This is a genomic window from Streptomyces sp. NPDC005485 (assembly GCF_040606085.1).
Classification (GTDB): Bacteria; Actinomycetota; Actinomycetes; order Streptomycetales; family Streptomycetaceae; genus Streptomyces.
The window spans coordinates 1-18341 of the sequence record NZ_JBEXDZ010000053.1; the positions used below are offsets into that span (position 1 = coordinate 1).

Here is an 18341-nt window from a genome sequence, read left to right on the forward strand (position 1 = left end):
GGCACGGCACGGGGTGCGGCACGCGGCACGGCACGGGGTGCGGCACGCGGCACGCGGCACGCGGCACGCGGCACGCGGCACGCGGCACGCGGCACGCGGCACGCGGCACGGGCGCAGCACAGGGTGCGGCACGGGCGCAGCACAGGGTGCGGCACGGGGTGCGGCACGCGGTGCGGGCCCACCCACAGCCGTCCCACCGTTCTTCACCCACGCCGGGATCGCCACCACCCCGGCCACGGCGCAGCCGGTCCGCGTCCCTTCCCCGGGCCACCTGCCCAACTCCGGCCGAGGCGTAGTTCAGCCATGGGCGGCCCGCCAGTCGCCGCCCTCGATCAGCCTGCCGCGCGCCCGGAGTCGGGCGGCGACGGCGGGGGCGGCCACGTACACCCAGGCGCGCACGTCCGTGCCGTCCGGGCGCTCGACCTCCCGGGCCACCCGCTCGTACAGGTTGCCGGGGCCGCCCGGCACGAACTCCTCCAGCCGGTCGAGCGCACCGAGCAACTCCTCGTACGCCTCGGGCAGGGCGGTCACCAGTTCCCCGCACACCACCCCGCCCGGTTCCTCGACGGCGTACGGATAGCCGGGCCCGTCGTACAGCACCGCGCCGGTGAGCCGTCCGGGCTCCTCGGCCGCCGTACGCTCGCGCAGGAAGAGGTCGTGGTTGTGCTCGCCGGGGAGCAGGGTGCCGTAGACGAAGAAGGGCACGGTCACCCGCCAGCCTCCCCGGCGGCCTCCGCGGAAGCCTCCTCGGTGGTCTCCTCCTCGACCCACCGCAGATAGTCGGCGCTCCCCCGCACGATCGGCGTCGCGATGATCTCGGGGGTGTCGTAGTCGTGCGCGTGGCGCAGATACGACTCCAGGTCGTCATAGCGCGCGGCGGTGGTCTTGAACAGCACCTGCCACTCGGCGGCGGTCTCCACGACCCCCTTCCAGCGGTAGACGGACGTCACCGGCCCCGAGATCTGCGCGCAGGCCGCGGCCCGGGTCTCCACCGCGCCCCGGGCGAGCGCCTCCGCCTTCTCCGCGGCATCGGTGGTGGTCAGAACGGTGAGCCAGTCGACGGTGGCCATGGTCGAACTCCCTTCAAAGCCTTCGCAGAAACGATTCTCGCTCCCCAAACACCGCCAGACACCCACACACATCCGCCAGTGCGCGCTATGGACATGACATGTCATGGCCCCTTAACTCTCAGTCGACATCAGCGCCGCCCCCACGCGCCCCGAGGCGCCTTCCCGAGGAGACCGATGAGTCGGACAGGGCAGATACCGCAGATACGGCACATCCGAGGTTCTCGTCTCGCCGCGGCCGGCGTGGCCGTCACCACGGCCGCACTGCTGACCGCCGCGCTCTCCCCCGTCGCCACCGCGGCCGACAGACCGACCAGGGCCACCGCGCTCGACAACGCGGCGTCGGTACTCGTGGACTACGCCGCCCGTCTGGGCCTCACCTCCGCGCAGGGCACCGCGGTCCGGGACGTGGTCGTCGACGCGGACGGCACCCAGCACGTCCGCTACGACCGCACGTATCGCCAACTCCCGGTGCTGGGCGGTGACTTCGTCGTCCACCTGGCACCGAACGGCTCCTACCGCAGCGCCGACCGCGCCACCCGGAGCCCGCTCTCCCTCTCCACCGTCACGCCCGCGCTCGCCGCGCCGAAGGCGGCCGACCTCGCGGTGAACGCGCTGCGCGCCGCGAACCTCGGCGAGACGCTGAAGAAGGTGACCGCCAAGCCCCAGCTGGTCGTTGACGCCCTGCACGGCGCGCCGAAGCTCGCCTGGCGCACCGAGGCGGTCGCGCAGGACTCGCTCGGCAACCCGGTCGCGCGCACCGTGCTCACCGACGCCCGCACGGGTGCCCAGATCGACGCGTGGGACAGCATCGAGACGGCGACGGGCGACGGCAAGTCGCTGTACGGCGGCACGGTTGCGCTGGAGACGACCCTGTCCGGGTCGACGTACCAGCTGAAGGACCCGACGCGCGGCAACACCTATACCGGCGACGCCGCGAACAAGACGGACCTGTGCATCTTCGGGATCTGCATCAGCCGGGCCCCCGCGACGCTGTTCACGGACGCGGACAACCACTGGGGCACCGGGACGACGGCGGACCGCTCCACCGCCGCCGTGGACGCGCAGTACGGCACGAACGTGACCTGGGACTACTACAAGAACGTGCACGGCCGCAGCGGCATCGCGGGCGACGGCAAGGGCTCGTACAACCGCGTCCACTACGGCACGAACTACAACAACGCCTTCTGGGACGACAGTTGCTTCTGCATGACGTACGGCGACGGTGACGGGACCACGCTCGGCCCGCTCGTCGGGCTCGACGTGGCCGGACACGAGATGTCGCACGGCGTGACGTCGAAGACCGCGGCGCTGACGTACTCGGGCGAGTCCGGCGGCCTCAACGAGGCGACGTCCGACATCTTCGGCACCCTCGTCGAGTTCTACGCGAACAACTCCTCCGACCCCGGCGACTACCTCATCGGCGAGAAGATCGTCCGCTCCGGCTTCGGCAAGCCGGCCCTCCGCTTCATGGACAAGCCGTCGAAGGACGGCAACTCGGCGGACTGCTGGAGCAGTTCGGTCGGAAACCTGGACGTGCACTACTCCTCGGGCGTCGCCAACCACTTCGCGTACCTGCTCTCGGAAGGCAGCGGCGCGAAGACCGTCAACGGCGTCAACTACGACTCCCCCACCTGCAACGGCTCGACGGTCAACGGCATCGGCCACGACAAGCTCGGCAAGATCTGGTACCGCGCCCTGACCGTCTACATGACGTCCTCGACGAAGTACGCGGCCGCCCGCACGGCGACCCTGAACGCGGCGAAGGACCTGTACGGGGCGGGCAGTACGGAGTACAACGCGGTGGCGGCGGCGTGGAGTGCGGTGTCCGTGAGCTGACCGACCCCGCGAACAACGCCCTCGGGAGCAGCCCGGGACCGCTCCTCGCGACGCAGTGCGCGAGGAGCGGTCCGCTGCGACCCTCCGCTCAGTCCGTGTCGGAACAGAGGTCCTTGACGACGCGGAAGCGTTCGAGGACGGTCAGGGTCGTGTCGTCGACGGTGAAGCCGGGGTCGTCCATGGCCGCGCGCATCTCGTCGCTGTGCCAGAACGACTCATGGTTCGCCCGCCATTCGGCCACGTCGGCGTCCCCCTCGCCCTCGTCCACCACATGGGCGAAGTCCACCTCCGCGAGCGGCACGACCCGGATGCCGGTCGTCTCGATGACCGCGACCGCGCGATCGTCGGAGTCCACCACGACCGAGCGGCTCCCGACTTCGGGCAGCGGATCACCCTCGTGCTCATAGTCGGCGACGAGCCCCGTCGTGGAGGTCTTCGAGCCGTCGAGAATCGCCGCGACGAGACGGTCGCGCAGCGGCCCGGGGAAGCCGAACTCCGCCTTGCGGAGGGAGGAGATGGGGTCGGATGTCATAGGGGCACGGTAGCCAGTCGGCCCGCGCGGGCCACATCGGTTTTACGGCGGGCCCGAGCCCTGCTTGTGAGCCCCCTGCGAAGAGGCCTCCACCGCGAACAAGCCCTACGCCGCGTAGGACCGCACCCCCCGAGCGTCCCTCAGCGCCCGCCCCCACCACACCAGCTGGTCCAGCATGGTCTTCGCCGCGGCGGCCGGGGCGACGGTGTCGCGAGGTCGGCCCGTTTCGTCGAAGAGGGCGCTCGCCCCGTGGAACGACACCGTGTCGCGGACCGTGACCGCGTGGAGTTCGGCGAAGACCTGGCGGAGGTGTTCGACGGCGCGGAGGCCTCCCGAGATACCGCCGTAGGAGACGAGGGCGACGGGTTTGGCGCGCCATTGCGTGTAGTGCCAGTCGATGAGGTTCTTCAGGCCCGCGGGGAAGGAGTGGTTGTACTCGGGAGTGAGGACGACGAACGCGTCGGCGGCGTCCAGCTTCGGCGTGACCTCGGCGAGCGCGGCGGACGCCTCGGGCGAGCGGGCGAAGCTCATCGGGAGCGCGACCTCGGCGACGTCGATGACATCGACTGCGAGATCGTCGCGCTCGCGCACCTCCCCGAGCAGCCACTCGGCGACGACGGGACCGAAGCGGCCCTCGCGATTGCTGCCCACGACGACGGCGACGCGCAGCGGGCCCGGGGATGCGGAGGAAGCGGAGGAACCGGAGGAGGCCTGAGAAGCGGCGGAAACGTCCGCGGTGTTGTTCTTCATGCCGCCCAGCCTCGTACCTCAATCAACCTTGAGGTCAAGCCCGCCCCGCCGCCCCCCGGTCACCCGTTCACACGCGCCCCCCTCGCCCTTCGGGTTCTCCTCCCCGGCCCCTCTGCCGCACGCCGATGACCTGCTGGAACGGCCCGGCGCCCGCCGCCCGCACGCCCGCCCTGACGCCCGTTCACATCATTTCTGACGCACCCTCAGGAAGCGGACCCGCCCATGTGCCACTTACCTCGGTAGGACAGGGGCACGACCGACGCAGTGGCACATGGGGGTGCCGCGGGCCGCGCCCTCTCGGAGGAGCACCACGATGCGACGCACCGCCAGACGTACCGCCGGACGTCTCGCCCGGCCGCTGACCGGTACCGCGCTCGCCTTCGCCGCCGCGGGCCTCGCCGCCGCGCCCGCGTACGGCGGCGACACCGGCACCCTCGAGGTGTACCCCTCCACCGTCGTCCCGGGCGGGGAGGTCACGGTGAACACGGCGGCGTGCGGTGCGGACGGCACGGCGGCGGGCGACGCCAGCGCGGTGGGCGCGGGCACGTTCACCCTGGCGCCGAGCACGCACCACGAGGACGCGGTCGGCCAGTTCAAGGTGCCGCCGAGCGCGCAGCCGGGGACGTACGAGATCGTCGTGAAGTGCTCCGAGGGCGACACGCAGGTCACGGGTGACCTGATGGTGACGCTGACTTCCACGAAGGAGCAGGTGCACCCGAGAGGAAGTGTGAAGACGGGGGTCGGCGGCGCACTCGGCCCCGACCCCGTGCAGACCGCGGCGGGAGTGGCGGCGCTGGCCGTCGCCGCCGCGGGCGGTACCTGGCTCCTGCATCGCCGGGCGAGAGGCGACGGGATCTGACGGACACCCTCCGCTGTCCGTCCACCGGTACCGCCATCCCCTCCCCCTCCGGGTCCGACGCCCCTCGCGGCCCGGAGGGGGCGCGGGACCCAGTGACCCCAGAGGAGGAACACGTGCGCAGGTTCGGCAACACCGCCATAGCTTCCGTCACGGTGGTCGCCCTCTGCACCGGCGCATGGCTGCTGCGCAGCGGCGCCCAGACGCACGCACCGCCGCAGCCGTCGGCCGCGCAGGCGTCCACCGCACCGGGCCCGGGCACGGGCGGCACCGGCCCGGGCACCGATCACGGCGGTGCCCACTCCCACAAGCCCTCCGCGCTGCCCCCCTCCCCGCCCGACCGCATCCGCATCCCCTCCATCCATGTGAACGCCCCGCTGATGGGCCTCGGTCTCACCCCGCAGGGCAGCCTGGACGTCCCGCCGGCGGCGAAGAAGAACCTCGCGGGCTGGTACGAGGCCGGCACCACCCCCGGTGAGACGGGGACCGCGATCGTCGCGGGGCACGTCGACAACGCCGAGGGTCCCGCCGTGTTTTACGACCTCGGCGCCCTGAAGAAAGGAAGCACGATCGAGGTGGAGCGCCGCGACGGCGGCACGGTCCGCTTCTCCGTCGACGCGGTGGAGGTGTACGACGCCCGGAACTTCCCCGACGAGAAGGTGTACGGCGCCGCCCACCGCCCCGAGCTGCGCGTGATCACGTGCGGCGGAGGCTATTCGAAGGCGACCGGCTATCAGGGGAACGTCGTCGTCTTCGCCCACCTGACGGGTACGCACTGACCCGCTGACGGGCACGCACTGACCCGCTGACGGGCGCCCGCTGCCCCCGCGTCAGGCCACCCACTGGTTGTACGCAAGGTTCGCCACCAGCGCGAACACCACCGTCAACAGCACGACCCGGACGAACCCGCTCCCCTTCTTCAGGGCGGTGTGCGCGCCCACCATGCCGCCGACGAGGTTGAACACGGCCATCAGCGCGGCGAGCTGCCAGAACACCGTGCCCTTCCAGGCGAAGGTCGCGAGGGCTCCGGCGTTGGTGCAGCAGTTGACGATCTTGGCGGTGGCGGAGGCGGTCACCAGGTCCAGGTGGAGGAGCGCGGTCAGCGCGAGCACCAGGAACGTACCGGTGCCGGGCCCGATGAGACCGTCGTAGAAACCGATGCCGAGGCCCGCGAGACCGATGGCGGCGAGGATGCGGCGTGCGGAGACGGGCGCGGTCGAGGGTGCGGTGCCGAAGGCGGGGCGCAGGATCACGAAGGTGCCGACGCCGAGCAGCACGACCATGACGACCGGCTTCAGTACGTCGGTGCTGAGGCCGGCGGCCACGAACGCGCCGGCGGTGGAGCCGGCGAGCGCGGCGAGCCCGATGCGTACGGCGATCCCCACGTCGACCCTGGTCTTGCGCGCGTAGGTCACGGCGGCGCCCGAAGTGCCGACGATGGCCACGGCCTTGTTGGTGCCGAGGGCGAACGACGCGGCGGTGCCGCCGGGCAGCCCGAGCAGCAGCACCGGGAGCAGCAACAGCCCGCCGCCCCCGACCACGGCGTCGATCCAGCCGGCCGCGAGCGCGGCGACGCACAGCAGAACGACCATGGTCAGCGATATGTCGGGCATGATCGCGACCCTATGGACGGGATAGGTGTGCCGTCCATGAACCTGAGGGTCTTCTGAGGTTCAGCTCGCCGTCTCGGAGGCCTTGAGATAGCGCAGCACCGCCAGCACCCGCCGGTTCCCCGTCTCCGAGGGCGGCAGGTCGAGCTTGGCGAAGATGTTCGCGATGTGCTTCTCGACGGCTCGCTCGGAGACGGTGAAGGTCGCGGCGATGGCGTGGTTCGTGCGGCCCTCGGCCATCAGCGCGAGCACCTCGCGCTCGCGCGGGGTGAGCGTGTCCAGGGTCCTGGCCCGGCGGCTCGCGCCGAAGAGCTGCGCGACCACCTCGGGGTCGAGGGCCGTACCGCCCCCGGCGACCCGCTCCATCGCGGCCACGAACTCGCCGATGTCGACGACCCGTTCCTTCAGCAGATACCCGAACCCGGCGGGGTCGCCGAGCAGCTGGGCGGCGTACGCGGTCTCCACGTACTGCGAGAAGATCAGCACCCCGAGGCCCGGGTGATCCCGCCGCAGCCGTACGGCGGCCCGGACGCCCTCGTCGGTCTGGGTGGGCGGCAGCCTGATGTCGACGACGGCGACGTCCGGGCCGTGCTCGGCGACGGCGGCGAGCAGCGCCTCGGCGTCCCCGACGGCCGCCGCGACCTGCACACCGCGCAGCTGAAGGAGCTGGACGAGCCCGTCACGCAGAAGGGCCGAGTCCTCGGCGATGACGACGCGCACGGAAGCTCCTGTTCAGATGTACGGCCCAGGTGTACGGCCCAGGTGTACGGCTCGGATCCATGGGTCAGGCGTACGGCAGCTCGACGGTGACCACCGTAGGCCCTCCGGGCGGGCTGTCGCAGGTAAGTGTGCCGTCGACGGTGCGGACCCGGGTGAGCAGCCCGGTCAGCCCCGAGCCCGCGCCGATGACGGCACCCCCGCGCCCGTCGTCGTGGACGCGCAGCCGCAGCAGCCCGTCCCGGGCGGTCACCTCCACCGCGACCGTGGACGCCCCGCTGTGTTTCGTGGCGTTGGCGAGGAGCTCGGCGGTGCAGAAGTAGGCGATCGACTCGACGGCGGGGCTCGGGCGGTTGTCGATCCGGGCGGTGACCTCGACGAGGAGGGCGCTGTCGGCGGCGAGGGTGGCGAGGGCGGTGTCGAGGCCCTGGTCGAGTACGGGCGGGTGGATGCCCTTGACCAGGTGGCGCAGGTCGGCGATGGCCTGGGTGGCGTTGCCCTGCGCGGTGTCGACGACGGTGAGGAGCCGCTCCGGGGAGGCGCCCGCCCCGATCAGCTCGCGGATCATGGTGAGGTGCATGGCGAGGCCGACGAGCCTGGCCTGTGCGCCGTCGTGCAGGTCGCGTTCGATGCGGCGCAGGGTCGCCACCGCGTCGTCGACGGCGTCGGCGCGGGTCTCCTCCAGGGTGCGGATGCGGCGGTCGGCGGCGTCGGGGCCGAGCAGGGCGGTGAGCAGCAGGCGGTGCGGAGTGAGCGCCCTGCCCAGCAGCCAGGAGGCGGTGGCCAGGAGCAGCAGGCCGAGGGCGACGGGGATCAGCCAGCGCGGCCAGGAGTCCACCTGGAAGCCGAAGAACTCCAGCGAGACGCGCCGCTGCGTGCCGTCGGCAGCCCGCTCAGTCTGGTAGTTCCACCGTTTGAACAGCGGATGCAGGGTGAGCAGCACCCCGTAGGCGTAGCCGACGACGACGGCGACGTACGCGAGGACGCCGGTGAAGGGCGTCGTCAGCGCGCAGGCGACGGCGCGCCATCCGGTGCGGTCGGCGAGCACGGCCCGCCGCCAGCCCAGCAGCCCGGTGCTCGCGCGCCGCTCCGGCTCCTCGATCTCCCACCCCAGCAGGCGCCGCGCGAGTGCGCGTTGCAGCCTGCCCAGCGCGAGCGCTCCGCGCACGGTGGCCGCGACGAGCCACAGCCCCAGGGTGGTCACCGACAGGACGCCGCCGACCAGCAGCCCGGCCAGGGTCAGGGAGAACCCGGCCAGGGCGAGCGGAAAGGCGATCACTCCGTACAGGAGCGCCGCGAGGGCCCTGCGCCCGAAGGGGAAGGCCACGAGTGCGCGAAGGCGGTGCATGTCATCAACCTAGGAGAGACGGTCCGGGAGGGGTCCGAGTCGGACGGCCTACGAGAGGAGCGCCCTCGCGAGGCGGGCCTGCACGGCTGCCATTCCCCGACCCACCCACGGCATGATCAGCAGGAAGCCGAGCCCGCCGACGACGGCGTGGAAGGCCCAGGCGCCCGCGAAGGTGGGGCCTCCCCAGGCGTCGGAATAGTCGGAGCCCGCGCGCAGCGGCCAGCCGAGGTTCATCGGGACGATGGACCAGCCGTACACGGTGACGGCCAGCACCAGGAGGTTGAGCGGCGTCGCGACCAGGGCATGCACCAGCCCGCGCCCCGTGCCCCGGACCTCCACGCCCAGGAACCGCCGGACCAGCTCCCGCTGCCGGCGCCCGCCGCTGCGCCCGACGAGGGAGAGTGGGACGCACGCCACACCCACCGGCAGCGCGAGCAGCGCGTAACCGGCCCGGCGCCACGTCCCGGCGGTGAACGGTTCGCGCACGAGCCGCCAGGCCCGCAGCGAGGCGGTGTCGCGAACCGGGGTGCGAACCTGGAGGTTCCGGGTGGCGGTCATGGTGTGTCCCCCTGGTGAGAGTCGGGTGTGAGCCGGGCGTGAGCTGGTGGGATCCGACCTCTCCAGGGTTCCGTCCGCGCGGGCCGTACACGATGGTGCCTGCACGGAACCCGTCGGTTCGGTTAACCCCACCCCGTACCTCCCCGGCGTATCCCGCCGCACCTCACAGCACGCCACCGGCGCGTGTCCCGAACCCTCACACTCCCGTCGTGCTCTCGCTGAGGGCAGCGTTCCTCGTGGGAAACAGAGGTGATGCTGCCGGGTAACACCGGCATCGCACGCTGCGGTACATGACCTCGAATACGCGTGTGGTGGTGATCGGCGCCGGGCTCGCGGGCGTACGTCTCGCCCGGCGACTGGGTGAGCTCGGCGTGCCGGCGCTGCTGGTCGGCGAGGAGGAGCACAGCCCGTACAACCGGGTCCTGCTCGCCGAGGTGCTGGCCGGCCGCTACGCCCCCGAGGTGATCGCGCTGCCGACGCCCGCGCAACTGACCCGCGCCCGGGTGGCCGGCATCGACCGTGCCGAGCGGCAGGTGACGTGCGCCGACGGTTCGGTGATCGGATACGACACGCTCGTGCTGGCCACCGGCTCGAACGCCGTGCTTCCGCCCCTGCGCGGCCTGTTCACCCCCGACCACGAACTCCCCGACGGCGTCCACGCGTTCCGCACGATGGACGACTGCCTGGGCCTGTCGAAGGCCGTACGGCCGGGCATGCGGGCGGTCGTCATCGGCGGCGGGCTCCTCGGGGTGTCGGCCGCCCGTGCGCTCGCCGAGCGCGGCGCGCAGGTCGTCCTCGCGCAGCAGTCCGAGCGGCTGATGGAGCGTCAACTCGACCCCGGCGCCTCCCACCTGGTGCTGCGGCACCTGGAGGAGCTGGGCGTCGAGGTGCACACGGAGTGCCGGGTGCGCGACGTGCGCTGCGTCGGCGGCATGGTCCGTTCGGTCGAGATGGCCGACGGGTACGCCCTCGACGCGGACCTGGTGGTCCTCGCCTGCGGGGTCCACCCGCGTGTGGGCCTCGCGCAGATCGCCGGGCTCGATGTCCGCAAGGGCGTCGTGGTCGACGACGAACTCCGTACGTCCGACCCGCACATCCGGGCGATCGGCGACTGCGCGCAGCACGCGGACACGGTGTACGGGCTCGCGACTCCCGCCCTCGAACAGGCCGATGTACTGGCCGAGTTGCTGGCGAGCGAGGCCGGACACCCCGCGAACGGGACCGCCCGCTACACCGGCACCCGTTCCCTGACCCGGCTCACCCTGGCCGGCCAGGACTTCCTGGATCTCGCCGCCTTCGGCGAGCCCACCCCGCGTCCCGGCGACGACGTGATCCAGCTCGCCGACGCCACGCGCGGCACGTACCGCAGGGTCGTCGTCCGCGACGACCGCCTGGTCGGCGGCGTACTCGTCGGCGAACTCGGCACCGTCGGCGCGCTCGCGCGCGCCTGGGAGGGAGCAGAGCCGCTCCCCTCCGACGGCGGCCCTCTGCTCCACCTGCTCACCAACGATGGAGGCTCCTGATGACCACGACCGCAATTGTTGGGGACCAGCCCCGCCCCACGATCGTGCTCGTCGGCCATGGCATGGTCGGCCAGCGCTTCCTCGAAGCGCTCGCCGGGCGCGGCCTGACCGCCACGCACCGTGTGGTCGTGCTGTGCGAGGAGCCTCGCCCCGCGTACGACCGGGTCCACCTCACCTCGTACTTCTCCGGCACCACGCCCGAGGAACTCTCCATGACGGACATGGAGTTCATCAGCGAGCACGGGATCGAGCTGTACGTCGGCGACCCCGCGCAGTCGATCGATCGGGAGGCCCGCAAGGTGACGGCCCGGTCCGGTCTGGCCGTCGACTACGACGTCCTCGTCCTGGCCACCGGCTCCTTCCCGTTCGTCCCGCCCGTCCCGAACAAGGACGCCGAGGGCTGCTTCGTCTACCGCACGATCGAGGACCTCCTCGCGATCGAGGCGTACGCGAAGTCGAAGGCGACGACGGGCGCGGTCGTCGGCGGCGGTCTGCTGGGCCTGGAGGCGGCGGGCGCGCTCAAGGGTCTCGGACTCACCTCCCACATCGTGGAGTTCGCGCCCCGGCTGATGCCCGTCCAGGTCGACGAGGGCGGCGGAGCCGCGCTGCTGCGCACCATCGAGAACATGGGCCTGAGCGTCCACACCGGGGTGGGCACCCAGGAGATCGTGGTCGGCGAGGACGGCGCGGTCACCGGCATGAAGCTGTCCGACGGCTCCGAACTCGCCACCGACCTGGTGGTGTTCAGCGCCGGTGTCCGCCCCCGCGACCAGCTGGCCCGCGAGTCCGGCCTGACGGTCGGCGAGCGCGGCGGCATCACGGTCGACGAGCAGTGCCGCACGGTCAGCGACCCGCACGTGTTCGCGATCGGCGAGTGCGCGCTGGCGGCGGACGGGCGGGTGTACGGCCTGGTGGCCCCCGGTTACGAGCAGGCCGAGACGGTCGCCGCGACCATCGCCGCGGACGAGTCGGAGCAGCTGACGTTCACCGGCGCCGACCTTTCCACCAAGCTCAAGTTGCTCGGCGTCGACGTGGCGTCCTTCGGCGACGCGCACGGCACCGCCGACGACTGCCTGGACGTCGTCTACTCCGACTCCCGCTCCGGCCTGTACAAGAAGCTGGTCATCGGCCGCGACGGCACGCTGCTCGGCGGCATCCTGGTCGGCGACGCGGACGCGTACGGCACGCTCAAGGCGTTCACCGGCTCCGTCCCGCCGGTCTCGCCCGAGTCGCTGGTGCTGCCCGCCGGCGCCGGCGAGTCCGTCCAGCTCGGTCCGTCCGCGCTGCCGGACGACGCGATCATCTGTTCCTGCAACAACGTCCGCAAGGGCACCATCCGCGACGCGGTCACCGAGCACAACTGCACCACCGTGCCCGAGGTGAAGAAGTGCACCAAGGCCGGTACGACGTGCGGCAGTTGCGTCAAGGTGCTCGGTCAGCTGGTCACCGCGGAGCTGGAGGCCGGCGGCGTCGAGGTCGACAAGGGCCTGTGCGGCTGCTTCTCGCAGACCCGCGAGGAGCTCTACGAGATCGTCCTCGCCCTGCGCATCAACACCTACCAGGACCTGCTGGACCGCTACGGCCGCGACAACGCCAAGGGCGGCGACGGCTGCGAGGTCTGCAAGCCGGCGGTCGGCTCGATCATCGCCTCCCTCGCCCCGACGATCGGCGCGAGCGGCTATGTCCTGGACGGCGAGCAGGCGGCCCTGCAGGACAGCAACGACCACTTCCTCGCCAACCTGCAGAAGAACGGCTCGTACTCGGTCGTCCCGCGCATCCCCGGCGGTGAGATCACCCCCGAGGGCCTCATCGTGATCGGCGAGGTGGCCCGCGACTTCGGCCTCTACACGAAGATCACCGGCGGCCAGCGCATCGACATGTTCGGCGCACGCGTCGAGCAACTCCCGCTGATCTGGGCGAGGTTGGTGGACGCCGGCTTCGAGTCGGGACACGCGTACGGAAAGTCGCTGCGCACGGTCAAGTCCTGCGTGGGGCAGACCTGGTGCCGCTACGGCGTGCAGGACTCCGTCCGCATGGCGATCGACCTGGAGCTGCGCTACCGGGGGCTCAGGTCCCCGCACAAGCTCAAGTCGGCGGTCTCCGGGTGCGCCCGCGAGTGCGCGGAGGCCCAGTCGAAGGACTTCGGCATCATCGCCACCGCCAACGGCTGGAACCTGTACGTCGGCGGCAACGGCGGCGCGACCCCGCGCCACGCGGACCTGCTCGCGCAGGATCTGTCGGACGCCGAACTGGTCCGCCTGATCGACCGGTTCCTGATGTTCTACATCCGCACCGCCGACCGCCTGGAGCGCACGTCGACCTGGCTGGAGCGGATCCCCGGCGGCCTCGACCACGTGCGGGACGTGGTGGTGGAGGACTCGCTCGGCATCTGCGAGGAGCTGGAGTCCCTGATGGCCGCGCACGTCGCGAACTACGCCGACGAGTGGGCGACCACCATCACCAACCCCGACAAGCTCGCCCGGTTCGTGTCCTTCGTGAACGCGCCCGACACCCCCGACCCGGTCGTCGGCTTCGTCCCCGAGCGCGACCAGATCAAGCCCGACCTGCCGCTGCTGACCATCGGCCACCGTCCCCTGGAAGGGAGCGCCCAGCGATGACCCTGGCACTCGAAACGACCGACCTGAAGATCCAACTGCAGCTCGACGAGGGCTGGTTCACAGTCTGCGACCTGAGCGCACTGCTGCCGGGCCGCGGCGTGGCGGCGCTGCTGCCGGACGGCCGTCAGGCGGCCCTGTTCCGGGACCGCGCGGGAGAGCTGTACGCCATCGACAACCGCGACCCTTTCGGTGGCGCCGCCGTCCTCTCCCGTGGGCTGACGGGCACCCACCAGGGCCGCCCGTTCGTGGCCTCCCCGCTCCTCAAGCAGCGCTTCGACCTGGCGTCGGGGCAGTGCCTGGACGACGAGACGGTACGCGTCGCCACGTACGAGGTCCGGGCCTCGTAGAGCCGCCGCCCGACCGAACACTCTGTCTGACCGAACCTGACCGAACCCTCGCTTGACTGATCGTTCCAGAAATACCTAGGCTGCACGGTGTGGCCAGGACCAAGGAGTTCGATCCCGAAGCCGCGCTGCAGGCAGCCCTGGAGCTGTTCTGGCAGCGCGGCTACGAGGCGACGTCGATGTCCGACCTCGTCGAGCGCCTCGGCGTCGGCCGGGCCAGCATCTACGCGACCTTCGGCAACAAGCACGAGCTGTACCTGAAGGCGCTGGAGCGCTACCAGCAGGCACGTGACCCGCTGCTGCTGCGGGAGCTGTCCCAGCCGGGGCCGGCACTGCCCGCCGTCCGCGCGGTGGTGCGTCGTTTCGCCGACGAGGCGGCGACCGAAGGAAAGCGCCTGACCGGCTGTTTCGTCACCAACACGGCCGCAGAGCTCGCTCCCCACGATCCGGCCGCGGCCCGCCGGGTGGAACACAGCTGGGATCACATCGAGACGCTGTTCCACTCGGCGCTGGTGCGCGCCCAGGCCCAGGGGGAGCTGGCCGCCGACCGCGATCCGCTCGCCCTGGCCCGCATGCTGCTGGTGCTCCTACAGGGCCTGCGGGTCGTCGGCAAGGCGTCCGCGGACCCGGCCCGCGTCCGGGACGCGGCAACCCAGGCACTGACACTGCTGCACTGAATCCGGCACCTCGGCACCTCCGACGAGGTGCCTTTCCTACGCCTCCATATTGAACCGATCGGTCAAGAAAAAAGGGGAGACCATGACCAGCCGCTTCTCCGGCAGGACCGCCCTCGTCACGGGTGCCGGTACCGGCATAGGCCGTGCCACCGCCCTCGCGTTCGCCGCCGAGGGAGCGCAGGTCGTCGTGGCAGGACGCCGACCGGAACCGCTCGACGAGACCGTCCGCCTGATCGAGGAACACGGCGGCAAGGCCCTCGCGGTGACCGCCGACGTCTCGCGCCCGGCCGACGCCCAGGCCCTGGTCCGGGCGGCAGTGGACCGCTTCGGCTCGCTCGACGTGGCGGTCAACAACGCGGGCGTCTTCCGCGGCGGCCGCCCCCTGACCGAGCTGTCCGAGGAGGACTGGCGGACCCAGCTCGACATCAACGTCACCGCTGTGTTCCTCGCGCTCCGGGCCCAGGTGCGGCAGATGCGCACCCAGCCGTCCGGCGGCGCGATCGTCAACATCGCCTCCAACCTCGGCATCCACACCCGCCGCCCGGGGGTCGCCGCGTACGCCGCCTCCAAGGCCGCCGTCACCGCGCTCAGCCGGGCCGCCGCCCTGGACCACATCCGCGACGGCGTCCGTATCAACGTGGTCAGCCCAGGCGCCACCGCGACCGCCATGTCGCTGCGCCCGGGCGAGACGGAGGCCGACCGCGTCGAGCGGGTGAAGGGCGAACTGCCGCTCGGCCGGATCTCCGCCACCGAGGAGACGGCCGCCGCCGTCCTCTACCTGGCCTCCGCCGACGCGGCCTCCGTCGTCGGCACGGACCTGGTCGTCGACAGCGGCGGCTCCCTGTAACTCGGAGCAGTTCGGACCCGTCGGCCGGATCAGACCTTCAGGGCGTCGTACGTCACGCCCGGTGCGCGGCAGTACGAGAGGGGCGGCACCCCCGCACGGGTGCCGCCCCTCTTCTTTCGAACACCGGAGCCGTCGCCGATCGGTGAGGGTCGGGGACCGGCGGCGACTCCGGAGCTGTGGGTCAGCGGTGGTCGCTGCCCTTCGCCGTGCACGCCGCGCGGCCCGCCTCCAGACGCGCGACCGGAATCCGGAACGGCGAGCAGGAGACGTAGTCGAGTCCGACCTCGTGGAAGAAGTGGACCGACTCCGGGTCGCCGCCGTGCTCACCGCAGACGCCGAGCTTCAGGTCGGGACGCGTCTCACGGCCGGCCTTGACTGCGGACTTCACCAGCGAGCCGACACCGTCCCGGTCGATGGTCTCGAACGGGGAGACACCGAAGATGCCCTTCTCCAGGTACGCCGTGAAGAACGAGGCCTCCACGTCGTCGCGGGAGAAGCCCCAGACGGTCTGCGTGAGGTCGTTCGTGCCGAAGGAGAAGAACTCGGCGGCCTCGGCGATCTGTCCGGCGGTCAGCGCGGCGCGCGGCAGCTCGATCATCGTGCCGATGGCGAGCTTCAGCTCCGTGCCTGTGGCGGCCTGGACCTCCGCGATGACCTGGTCGGCCTCCTCGCGGACGATCTCCAGCTCCTGGACGGTGCCGACGAGCGGGATCATGATCTCGGCGCGCGGGTCGCCCTTGGCGTTCTTGCGCTCGGCGGCGGCCTCGGCGATCGCCCGTACCTGCATGGTGAACAGGCCGGGGATGACCAGCCCGAGACGGACGCCGCGCAGGCCCAGCATCGGGTTCGCCTCGTGCAGCCGGTGCACCGCCTGCAGGAGGCGCAGGTCGTTCTCGTTGGCGTCCTTGCGGGACTCGGCGAGCGCGACACGGACCGACAGCTCGGTGATGTCGGGCAGGAACTCGTGCAGCGGCGGGTCGAGGAGGCGGACGGTGACGGGCAGGCCGTCCATCGCCTTGAACAGCTCCACGAAGTCCGCCTTCTGCAGCGGCAGCAGCGCCTTGAGCGACTCCTCGCGTTCGGTGTCGGTGTCGGCCAGGATCAGCCGCTCCACCAGCTCGCGCCGGTCGCCGAGGAACATGTGCTCGGTACGGCACAGGCCGATGCCCTGAGCTCCGAACCGCCGTGCGCGCAGCGCGTCCTCGGCGTTGTCGGCGTTGGCACGCACCCGCAGGCGGCGGACCCGGTCGGCGTACCCGATGATCCGGTGCACGGCCTCGACCAGCTCGTCGGCGTCGTCGGCACCGGCGTGCATCCTGCCCTCGAAGTACTCCACGACCGGGGAGGGCACGACGGGGACCTCGCCGAGGTACACCTTGCCGCTGGACCCGTCGATGGAGATGACGTCGCCCTCCTCGACGACGTGCCCGCCGGGCACGGTCATCCGGCGGCGCTTGGTGTCGACCTCGAGCTCCTCGGCGCCGCAGACACAGGTCTTGCCCATGCCGCGCGCCACGACGGCCGCGTGCGAGGTCTTGCCGCCGCGCGAGGTCAGGATGCCCTCGGCCGCGATCATGCCGTCGAGGTCGTCGGGGTTGGTCTCCCGGCGGACCAGGATGACCTTCTCGCCGGAGCGCGACCACTTGACGGCGGTGTACGAGTCGAAGACCGCCTTGCCGACCGCCGCACCGGGCGACGCCGCGATGCCCCGGCCGACCTTCTCGACCTTCGCGTCCTCGTCGAAGCGCGGGAACATCAGCTGCGCGAGCTGGGCGCCGGTGACGCGCTGGAGCGCCTCGGCCTCGTCGATCAGACCCTGGTCGACGAGTTGCGTGGCGATGCGGAAGGCCGCACCGGCCGTGCGCTTGCCGACGCGCGTCTGGAGCATCCACAGCTGACCGCGCTCGATGGTGAACTCGATGTCGCAGAGATCCTTGTAGTGGTTCTCCAGGGTCTCCATGATCTGCATCAGCTGGTCGTACGACTTCTTGTCGATCTGCTCCAGCTCCGCGAGCGGGACCGTGTTGCGGATGCCCGCGACGACGTCCTCGCCCTGCGCGTTCTGCAGGTAGTCGCCGTACACGCCCTGGTGGCCGGAGGCGGGGTCACGGGTGAAGGCGACGCCGGTGCCGCCCCCGATCGATGTAGCCGTCGGGCCCAGGTTGCCGAAGACCATCGAGCAGACGTTGACGGCCGTGCCCAGGTCGCCGGGGATGCGCTCCTGGCGGCGGTAGAGCTTGGCGCGGTCGGTGTTCCAGGAGTCGAAGACCGCGTGGATGGCGAGGTCCATCTGCTCGCGCGGGTCCTGCGGGAAGTCGCGGCCGGCCTCGGTCTTGACGATCTTCTTGAACTTGGTGACGAGCTTCTTCAGGTCGGCCGCTTCGAGGTCGGTGTCGACCGTGACCTTCTTGGCCTCCTTGGCCGCCTCCAGGGCGTCCTCGAAGAGCTCGCCGTCGACGCCGAGGACCGTCTTGCCGAACATCTGGATGAGACGGCGGTAGGAGTCCCACGCGAAGCGGTCGTCGCCGGCCTGCTTGGCGAGGCCCTGCACCGACTTGTCGGAGAGCCCGATGTTCAGGACCGTGTCCATCATGCCCGGCATGGAGAACTTCGCGCCGGAACGGACGGAGACGAGCAGCGGGTTGTCGGCCTGCCCGAGCTTCTTGCCCATCGTCGCTTCGAGGGCGTCGAGGTGCGCACTCACCTCGTCACGCAGTGCCGCCGGCTCATCGCCACTGTCGAGGTACGTCTTGCACGCCTCGGTGGTGATCGTGAAGCCGGGAGGGACGGGAAGGCCCAGGTTGGTCATCTCGGCGAGGTTGGCACCCTTGCCGCCGAGCAGGTCCTTGAGGTCCTTGTTGCCTTCGGTGAAGTCGTAGACGAACTTCGCTGCGTGAACACCACTGTCGCCGCTCTCAGCTACGTGGGGATCTTTGTTTTCCGACACGGGTCCGACTCCTCGAGGACGCGGTGGCTGCCCTGACGACGGGGAACATACCCAGATCGAAGGCGTCTGGGTACGTCCACTTGCGCGTCATACGGCCGTAACCACTCG

17 protein-coding genes are annotated in these 18341 nt (G+C 71.3%); 8 read left to right on the plus strand and 9 right to left on the minus strand.

Annotation, left to right across the window (positions count from 1 at the left end):
• Positions 1-297: 297 nt before the first annotated feature.
• The gene (locus ABZS97_RS19435) at positions 298-711 is read right to left on the minus strand and encodes a gamma-glutamylcyclotransferase family protein (protein WP_356139440.1); all 414 of its coding nucleotides are present in this window, start codon (positions 709-711) and stop codon (positions 298-300) included.
• Positions 708-1070 (minus strand): divalent-cation tolerance protein CutA, encoded by a 363-nt coding sequence (gene cutA / locus ABZS97_RS19440; protein ID WP_356139442.1) that lies wholly within the window; start codon positions 1068-1070, stop codon positions 708-710. The genes ABZS97_RS19435 and cutA overlap by 4 nt, the downstream gene beginning before the upstream one ends.
• 174 nt (positions 1071-1244) lie before the next feature.
• On the opposite strand from cutA, the gene ABZS97_RS19445 reads away from it, so the two are divergent.
• Entirely contained in the window at positions 1245-2906 is a 1662-nt protein-coding gene (locus ABZS97_RS19445; protein WP_356139444.1) for a M4 family metallopeptidase, read from the plus strand.
• A gap of 88 nt (positions 2907-2994) precedes the next feature.
• On the opposite strand, the gene ABZS97_RS19450 is transcribed toward ABZS97_RS19445, so the two are convergent.
• Both ABZS97_RS19450 and ABZS97_RS19455 read right to left on the minus strand, forming a co-directional pair.
• Positions 2995-3438: an ASCH domain-containing protein gene (locus ABZS97_RS19450; RefSeq protein ID WP_356139447.1), complete on the minus strand. Its 444-nt coding sequence runs from the start codon at positions 3436-3438 to the stop codon at positions 2995-2997.
• A gap of 105 nt (positions 3439-3543) precedes the next feature.
• Entirely contained in the window at positions 3544-4188 is a 645-nt protein-coding gene (locus tag ABZS97_RS19455; protein ID WP_356139449.1) for an NAD(P)H-dependent oxidoreductase, read from the minus strand.
• A gap of 313 nt (positions 4189-4501) precedes the next feature.
• On the opposite strand from ABZS97_RS19455, the gene ABZS97_RS19460 reads away from it, so the two are divergent.
• Positions 4502-5047 (plus strand): hypothetical protein, encoded by a 546-nt coding sequence (locus ABZS97_RS19460; protein ID WP_356139451.1) that lies wholly within the window; start codon positions 4502-4504, stop codon positions 5045-5047.
• Positions 5048-5160: 113 nt separating this feature from the next.
• Positions 5161-5823 (plus strand): class F sortase, encoded by a 663-nt coding sequence (locus ABZS97_RS19465; protein WP_356139453.1) that lies wholly within the window; start codon positions 5161-5163, stop codon positions 5821-5823.
• Positions 5824-5874: 51 nt separating this feature from the next.
• On the opposite strand, the gene ABZS97_RS19470 is transcribed toward ABZS97_RS19465, so the two are convergent.
• The 4 genes from ABZS97_RS19470 to ABZS97_RS19485 all read right to left on the minus strand — a co-directional run bounded on the left by ABZS97_RS19470 (position 5875) and on the right by ABZS97_RS19485 (position 9277).
• A complete protein-coding gene (locus ABZS97_RS19470; RefSeq protein WP_356139455.1) occupies positions 5875-6657 on the minus strand; it encodes a TSUP family transporter in 783 nt (260 codons plus the stop codon).
• Positions 6658-6717: 60 nt separating this feature from the next.
• Positions 6718-7374, minus strand: coding sequence for a response regulator transcription factor (locus ABZS97_RS19475; RefSeq protein WP_356139458.1), 657 nt, complete (start codon positions 7372-7374; stop codon positions 6718-6720).
• Positions 7375-7438: 64 nt separating this feature from the next.
• Positions 7439-8719: a sensor domain-containing protein gene (locus ABZS97_RS19480; protein WP_356139460.1), complete on the minus strand. Its 1281-nt coding sequence runs from the start codon at positions 8717-8719 to the stop codon at positions 7439-7441.
• 48 nt (positions 8720-8767) lie between these two features.
• Entirely contained in the window at positions 8768-9277 is a 510-nt protein-coding gene (locus ABZS97_RS19485; protein WP_356139462.1) for a sensor domain-containing protein, read from the minus strand.
• 290 nt (positions 9278-9567) lie between these two features.
• Between ABZS97_RS19485 and ABZS97_RS19490 the strand changes: the two genes are divergently transcribed.
• From ABZS97_RS19490 to ABZS97_RS19510, 5 genes are all read left to right on the plus strand, one after another.
• On the plus strand, positions 9568-10800 hold the full coding sequence (locus ABZS97_RS19490) for an FAD-dependent oxidoreductase (RefSeq protein ID WP_356139463.1): 1233 nt from the start codon (positions 9568-9570) through the stop codon (positions 10798-10800).
• Complete coding sequence (gene nirB / locus ABZS97_RS19495) at positions 10800-13418, plus strand: nitrite reductase large subunit NirB (protein WP_356139465.1); 2619 nt, start codon at positions 10800-10802, stop codon at positions 13416-13418. Before ABZS97_RS19490 ends, nirB begins: the two co-directional genes overlap by 1 nt.
• The gene (gene nirD / locus ABZS97_RS19500) at positions 13415-13765 is read left to right on the plus strand and encodes a nitrite reductase small subunit NirD (RefSeq protein ID WP_356139468.1); all 351 of its coding nucleotides are present in this window, start codon (positions 13415-13417) and stop codon (positions 13763-13765) included. Before nirB ends, nirD begins: the two co-directional genes overlap by 4 nt.
• Positions 13766-13854: 89 nt before the next feature.
• Positions 13855-14439, plus strand: a complete 585-nt coding sequence (locus ABZS97_RS19505) for a TetR/AcrR family transcriptional regulator (protein ID WP_356139470.1) — start codon at positions 13855-13857, stop codon at positions 14437-14439.
• Between the two features lie 82 nt (positions 14440-14521).
• On the plus strand, positions 14522-15286 hold the full coding sequence (locus ABZS97_RS19510; protein WP_356139472.1) for a glucose 1-dehydrogenase: 765 nt from the start codon (positions 14522-14524) through the stop codon (positions 15284-15286).
• Between the two features lie 181 nt (positions 15287-15467).
• On the opposite strand, the gene ppdK is transcribed toward ABZS97_RS19510, so the two are convergent.
• Entirely contained in the window at positions 15468-18233 is a 2766-nt protein-coding gene (ppdK, locus tag ABZS97_RS19515) for a pyruvate, phosphate dikinase (protein ID WP_356139474.1), read from the minus strand.
• Between the last annotated feature and the right edge of the window lie 108 nt (positions 18234-18341).